The sequence below is a fragment of the Synechococcus sp. R6-7 genome (assembly GCF_047461695.1).
In the GTDB taxonomy this organism is placed as follows: Bacteria; Cyanobacteriota; Cyanobacteriia; order Thermostichales; family Thermostichaceae; genus Thermostichus.
In genome coordinates this window covers 1-6,511 of sequence record NZ_JANSHS010000303.1, presented here as the reverse complement: position 1 = coordinate 6,511, position 6,511 = coordinate 1, and the positions used below count along the sequence as shown (strand labels likewise).

Annotated in this window: 6 protein-coding genes; 2 read left to right on the top strand and 4 right to left on the bottom strand. The window is 58.5% G+C overall.

Going from position 1 to position 6,511, the window contains the following annotated elements:
* A partial coding sequence (locus tag NW815_RS09310) for a tetratricopeptide repeat protein (RefSeq protein WP_414415935.1) occupies positions 1-1,840 on the top strand: 1,840 nt, incomplete at its 5' end.
* Here NW815_RS09310 and rpaB read toward each other — a convergent pair.
* The 4 genes from rpaB to NW815_RS09290 all read right to left on the bottom strand — a co-directional run bounded on the left by rpaB (position 1,813) and on the right by NW815_RS09290 (position 5,236).
* Positions 1,813-2,553 (bottom strand): response regulator transcription factor RpaB, encoded by a 741-nt coding sequence (gene rpaB, locus NW815_RS09305; RefSeq protein WP_011434119.1) that lies wholly within the window; start codon positions 2,551-2,553, stop codon positions 1,813-1,815. The genes NW815_RS09310 and rpaB overlap by 28 nt on opposite strands.
* Positions 2,554-3,016: 463 nt before the next feature.
* Positions 3,017-3,874 (bottom strand): DNA repair protein RecO, encoded by an 858-nt coding sequence (recO, locus tag NW815_RS09300; protein ID WP_414415934.1) that lies wholly within the window; start codon positions 3,872-3,874, stop codon positions 3,017-3,019.
* Positions 3,871-4,566 (bottom strand): deoxyribose-phosphate aldolase, encoded by a 696-nt coding sequence (gene deoC / locus NW815_RS09295; RefSeq protein ID WP_414357543.1) that lies wholly within the window; start codon positions 4,564-4,566, stop codon positions 3,871-3,873. Before deoC ends, recO begins: the two co-directional genes overlap by 4 nt.
* Before the next feature lie 205 nt (positions 4,567-4,771).
* Entirely contained in the window at positions 4,772-5,236 is a 465-nt protein-coding gene (locus NW815_RS09290; RefSeq protein ID WP_414343843.1) for a redox protein, read from the bottom strand.
* A gap of 174 nt (positions 5,237-5,410) precedes the next feature.
* Here NW815_RS09290 and NW815_RS09285 point away from each other — a divergent pair, with 174 nt between their 5' ends.
* A complete protein-coding gene (locus NW815_RS09285) occupies positions 5,411-6,292 on the top strand; it encodes a LysR family transcriptional regulator (protein WP_414343826.1) in 882 nt (293 codons plus the stop codon).
* Positions 6,293-6,511 lie beyond the last annotated feature (219 nt).

Sequence of the window (6,511 nt, the reverse complement as noted above, 5' to 3'; positions counted from 1 at the left end):
AGCAGTGTTCAGCGTAAATGTATCAGGCAAAGACGTGCCACGGGGCTTTGGGCGAGGGAAAGACAATCGGCAAGCGGCTAAGTCACAGAATCCAGAGCGGGGATCCGAGATCCCATCCTCTTCGCAGGCGGCTCTGGCGTTGGTTCAACGCTACCGACAGGCGGGGGATCTGAAGACTGCTCTGCACCTCTGCCGGCAGCTTACCCGCACCCAGCCGCGTTTGTTCGCTGCTCAGGCGTTGCTGGGATCCCTTTATCTGCAGATGGGGGATCCCCGCCAAGCTTTGACCCCCTTGCAACTGGCTCTGCACCTGCGGGGGGATTGGGTACCGGCCTGGCAGGATCTGGGCGATGCCTGGATGCAGCTTGGCAACCCAGAGGAAGCGGCGCGAGCCTACGAACAGGGCCTGGCCTTTGCCCCCGCTGATGGGCAATTGCTTTTCCGATTGGGCAGTTGTTGGCTCACCCTGGGGAAATTGGCCCAGGCAATTGAGGTGTTGCAACAGGCAGCAGCAGCCCAGCCTCCCCAGGTCTATGCCTTGGCAGCTTTGGGGAATGCCCTGATGCTCGATGGCCAAGCTGAGGAAGCGGAAGGCTGGTTTCGCCAAGCTCTCGCCCTTGCACCCCAGGAGGGGCGAATTCTCGTTAACCTCGGCCATTGCCTGCACCTGCAAGATCGCCTGGAAGAGGCCGCCGATTGTCTGCAACGGGCCATCTCGCTGTTGCCGAGGGATGCCCAGCCTCACAACAACCTGGGCACCATCTTGCAGGAACAAAACCGGTTGGAAGCGGCCATTGAAGCCTATCGGCGCAGCTTGCAGTTGGCCCCCCACTGGCCGGAGATCCACTACAACCTGGGCACGGCTTTGCTGACCCTGGGCCGCTACGAGGAGGGGTGGCGAGAATACGAATGGCGGCTGCAGCGACAAGGGGCGACCTACCCGCGCTTTCTTTCCCCTCTGTGGACGGGATCCCCCCTGAGCCATCAGACCCTGCTGATCTGCGCCGAACAAGGGTTGGGGGACACGATTCAGTTTGTGCGCTACTTGCCGCTGCTGGCCGAGGCCCATCCCCAAGCGCAAATCTGCCTCCGCTGTCAGGGATCCCTTGTCGAGCTGTTCAGAGGGTGCCTGCCCCAGGTGCAGGTGATCTCGGAAACGGATCCCTTGCCCTCTTTTGATTGCCATCTGCCCTTGCTCAGCTTGCCGCAGCGGTTGGGCACCACTCTGGAGACGATCCCTGCCTGCATCCCCTACCTTGTCTGTCCCGTTCGCGCAAGTGGGCCGCAGACCTCTTCGAGCCTCTCCTGGCCAGAGCTTTCCCAGGAGCGGATGAAGGTGGGGCTGGTGTGGGCCAGCGGTCGGCGTGCCCATCCTGAGCTCAACCGCGTGCAAAGGCTGAAAAGTTGCCCTCTGAATCTGTTGCTCCAACACTTGCATGGGCCTTCCATCCAGTGGGTTAGCCTGCAGGTGGGGGAAGATCTAAGGCCGCTGGGATCCCTATTGGAGCAGCACCAAGTGTTGGAGCTGGGATCCCGTTTCCGCAGTTTTGTCGATACAGCCGCAGCCGTTGCCCAGTTGGATCTGGTGATCAGCGTTGATACAGCCGTTGCTCATTTGGCCGGGGCGATGGGCAAGCCGGTATGGGTGCTGCTCCCCTTTGCCGCCGATTGGCGCTGGCTGCTCCATCGAGAAGATAGCCCCTGGTACCCCGGGGTAATGCGACTGTTTCGACAAGACACACCGGGAGACTGGGTTGGCGTGCTGAGGCGAGTCCAGGTTGCCCTCGAAGAGAAGTTGCGAGGGATCCCCTCTCAAGACCGTGCCTGTTCCTCTCCCTGAACGATGCGCTGAAACAGATAACCGGTGCCTCGGGCCGTCAGGATCAGCTCTGGGTTGCTGGGGTCATCCTCCAGCTTGGCCCGCAGCCGCGAGATGTGGACATCCACCACCCGCGTATCCACATGGCGCTCCGGGGTATAGCCCCACACCTCTTGCAAAATCTCGGAGCGGGAAAAAGGCTCCCCCGACCGACTGACCAACAACTCCAGCAGACTAAACTCCATCCCCGTCAGGCGAATGCGCTCGTCCCGTTTGTAGACCTGCCGCTTGTTGGTATCGATGCGAATATCCCCCACTTGAATCACCCCAGAACTGGGGATCCCATCGTGGGCCGACCGCGCCACCCGGCGCAACACCGACCGAATGCGAGCTTCCAGCTCCTTGGGGGAAAAGGGCTTGACCACATAGTCGTCTGCCCCCAGCTCCAGCCCCGTGATACGGTCGGCCACATCGCCCAGCGCCGTCAGCATGATGATGGGGATGTCGGATTCTTTGCGCAGCTCCTGGCAAACCCCATAGCCATCCAGCTTCGGCATCATCACATCCAGCACCACCAGGTCGGGATCCTGCTTGTGGAAAACCTCCAGCGCCTCCTCGCCGTCCGAAGCTGTGACCACGTCGTATCCGATCATGGACAGACGGGTTTCCAAAATGCGTCGAATGCTGGCCTCATCATCGACCACCAGAATCCGTTCCTTACGCTGTGCTTCCACGGTGCTGCAACTCCTGAACTTCTAACGGTACTCGGTAAAAGAGAAATCTGAAAAAGAACTGAGGTGGGCGCTAACTTGAGTTGGGCGGATATAGGAACCTCAGGGGCTGCTCCTCAGTTGGGCAGACTCACCGAGTGAAATTGAACACTCACAAGCAATCATCTGCAATTAACCAAAGCCGCACCTCAGGGATGCAGCTCCGGGAAACAAGCACAAAACAGAAGGCCCTCTCGGCAGTGGATTCAATCTTGTTAAAAGCTCCAACTTCAATCCCACCTGATGATGCTGTCCAGTACCTGGTGCAAGGCACTCCTCCCCCCAAACCATTGCTCAAACCTGAGAGGCCTTCGTAAGAAGTTACTTTCCATAACCTAATTTATCATCCAAAATCGGCTGCCAACCCGCCTCGATGCTCTATTTTGCGGCTATTGGGCCGGACTTGATACATACCTTCACAACTTTTTCAGACCGATGCCCATTTTTCGGGATGTCCCTCAGGAAAAGCTGGGGATCCCTGGCCGTTTGCGGTGGGAACAGCGTAGCAACTGGCCAATAGCTCGGCGGAACGGATTTCTCGATCTGTATGATGCTCCAAAACACGCCGCAACAGACGTTCTGCCTCCAGCCAAGCAGCCAAAGGCAGCGAATCCTCAGGCAGAGGCAATGTCGAGTTGGGCAGGGATCCCAAGGCACGTAAGGCAGAAGCGGAGACCCAGGCAATCGGGCTGGGCCGCTGGGCCACCCGGCAGGGATCACAGATCAAGCCACCCCATTGGGGGCTGAAAAAAACGCTGCCGACCAACCCCCCTTGACAGAAGTAGCAGGCTTGTACCTGAGGGGCAAACCCTGCCAACGCCAGGAGGTGATACAACCCATGGGTGAGCAAGGGCAGAACGGCCTGTTCCGAAGCAGCCCGCTCGATGCGTTCCAAGTGTTCGACCAACACCACAAACAGCTCTTCCTGGGCTTGATCGGGCAAGGCCAACAGCAAGGCCACCTCCGCCAAATACTGCGCTGCTGTGAGATGGGCTAAGCTGCGGCTGAGACGAGGAAAAGTCTGGAGGGTTTCCGCTTGGACAATGCGTTGTAAACGCTGGGAGGTATCTGCTTGGGCAGACCAGCGCCCCCGCACCATCAGCAAATCGTTGATGACAAAAGGCTCCATCCGCCCACCCAGCTTGGAAGGCTGCTTACGGGATCCCTTGGCCACCGCCCGGATCAACCCTTGCTCGCGGGTCAAGATGGTTACAATCCGATCCGCCTCTCCCAGGGGGATCCCTTTCAGGTTGATGCCCGTAACCCGGTAGGTGCGGCCACTCATGGGGTTCCTCTGGCTCGCAGCTCTTGCATCAGCTCCAGCCCCCAAGAGGTGCCGATACGGCTGGCCCCCGCCTGGATCATGGCCTCTGCTTGAGCCACTGTGCGAATGCCGCCCGACGCTTTCACCCCCACTTTACCGCGGCTGAGTTGCCACAACAGTTGCACATCTGCCAGCGTCGCCCCCCCCATCCAGCCAGTGGAGGTCATCAAAAAAGCCGCCCCCGCATCGATACAAATCTCCCCGGCCAGCTTTTTCTCCTCCTCGGTCAGCAGAGCCGTTTCCAAAATGGCCTTGATGCAGACCCCCGTTTCTTCCACCAGTTGGGCAATCTCGGCATGGAGGCGATCCAGCTCCCCCGCCTTGAGCCAAGCCAAGTTGATGCGGACATCCAGCTCCCGGCACCCCTGCTCCACCGCCAGTTGGGCCTCGTAGAGCTTAGCCTCTGCAGTGGTTGTGCCCAGGGGAAACCCCACCACCGTGCTCACCTTGACCGGGGATCCGTGCAGCCGCTCCACCACCCGCGGCACATAGCAGGGAGGAACACAAAAAGTGGGGAAGCCATAGCGCAAGGCAATCTCACACCCCTGGTCAATCTGTTCTGGAGTAACCATCGGCAACAGCAGAGTATGGTCGATGTACTCCGCCAAGTTGATCGAGCTATCCGCTATGCCCTTGCGCTCCAGAGAGAGCATTGGTGGATCCCCCAGCACCCATCTTTACTCTAGCTTCAGTTTTCACCTGCAGGGATCCCCAAAGAGGGCTGAGCCTCTGGCCACAGCCAACCCACCAGGGCATCCCTTCGACCCCACAGTGTCCATTCCCTCGGCACAGCTCACACAGGCTGCTGCCCGATTGCGAGCCCTGATTGACTCGCGGGGGGGCATGGGTTAACTGTACTCAGGCACAAATGCGGGGCAAAGGGGCGGGTGCCGAGGTCACCTGCAGCAATCGGGGAATACGGCTGCTGTCGTAGATGCGAAATTCTTTTTCCAAGATGGCTTTTTCGTCGCGCACCGCCTGGTTCAATACGATGGATCCCTCTGGATCGGAGACGGAACGGTGAAAAGTGCCGGGAGGAATGCGCAAAATGCCTCGGTTCGCTTCCAGGCGCACAATATGGAAGGGATCCCTCCAGCTAAAATTCACCAGGTAAAACGTCCGTCCGCCCCATAAAGCCAGCAAGTTGTCCTCCTGGTGTGGATGCATATAAAACTGCCAATAGCCCTGAGGATTATTGGGGGGACTGATGGCCGGCCCATCGTGGTAAACCAAATCGCGGGCGTTGGATCGCGCAACCGTGATGTCGAAAAAACGCACGCCGGGAGTATCTCGAAATTGATGGAATGGCAGCAGGGCAAACATGGATCTCGACATAGGGACACTTGACCAACGACAGGAAGATAAAGAGGTTTTCACACTGTTTCCCGCTGTTTCGCAGTGTGAAGGAGAAGTTATGTCGTAGTTTAGTCAGGTGCGGCGGAGGGTTCAAACCTGAGATAGCATCACATCTATGCGCAGATCGAATAGATGGGATCCATGAACATCTCACAACTGCAAACCCTGGTGGCTGTGGTGGAGCGGGGAAATTTCAGCGATGCTGCCCTGCAATTGCACATTTCCCAGTCGGCGGTGAGCCGGGCCATTGCCAGCCTGGAGGAAGAACTGGGGGTGACCCTGTTGGTGCGCGGTCGCTTTGGGGCGCGCCTAACCCCGGTGGGGGAGCGACTGCTGCGCCATGTTCGCAAAATGCTGCAACTGCGGGAACAAATGGATTATGAGGCCAACCTGGAAAAAGGGTTGCGGGGGGGAAATGTGCGGGTTGCCGCTTTTCGCAGTGCTGCAACCCATTTGCTGCCGCCGGTGATCGCCCGCTTCCGCCAACAATTTCCCCAGATTACCCTCACCCTTACAGAGGAAGATCCGGCCACTGTTGAACATCTGTTGCGATCGGGCCAGGTGGATATTGGTCTATTGCCTCTGCCGCGGGCTGCTGAGGATCTACAGACGTGGGAGATTGCCCGCGATGAGTTCATTGTGTTGGTTCCGCTGAGTTTTGGGCCCCTGCCGGAAACCCTGACCTGGGAGGATCTTTCCCGTTTTTCCTACATTCTCTACAACTACGCCGAATGCACCACCGCGGTGCGGAACCACTGGGAAGCCGCTCACCAAACCCTCAAGGTGGCCTACTTGGTGAAGGAAGACTCCACCATTGTGAACATGGTGGCACAGGGTCTGGGGGCTGCCATCTTGCCCCGCTTGGCCGCCATTCCCATTCCCGAAGGGATCCAGATCCGCCGGCTGCCGATCCCACTGGAGCGGGTGATCGGGGCTGCCGTTCTGGCCTCTGCGCTGCATCCGCCTGCAGTATTTGCCTTCCTGGAAGCCTTGCGGGGAAACCCATCCCAGTTGCCAAGTTAACATTGCATCGGGAGTACAAGGCAGCTTTGTTGACACCACGCTCATCCATCCAGTGACGCAAGCATTGGTTGCGGACAAACTGGGCAGGGCCTCATCCAAGGCTTGGTATGGCGCTGGAGCGGGGTTGAGGAGTTTGGCTTCCCTGACCAGCATGGGTTTATTTCATTGCAGGTCTATATCATTGCAGGTCTATAGTCATTTCAAACTAGATTGAGACAC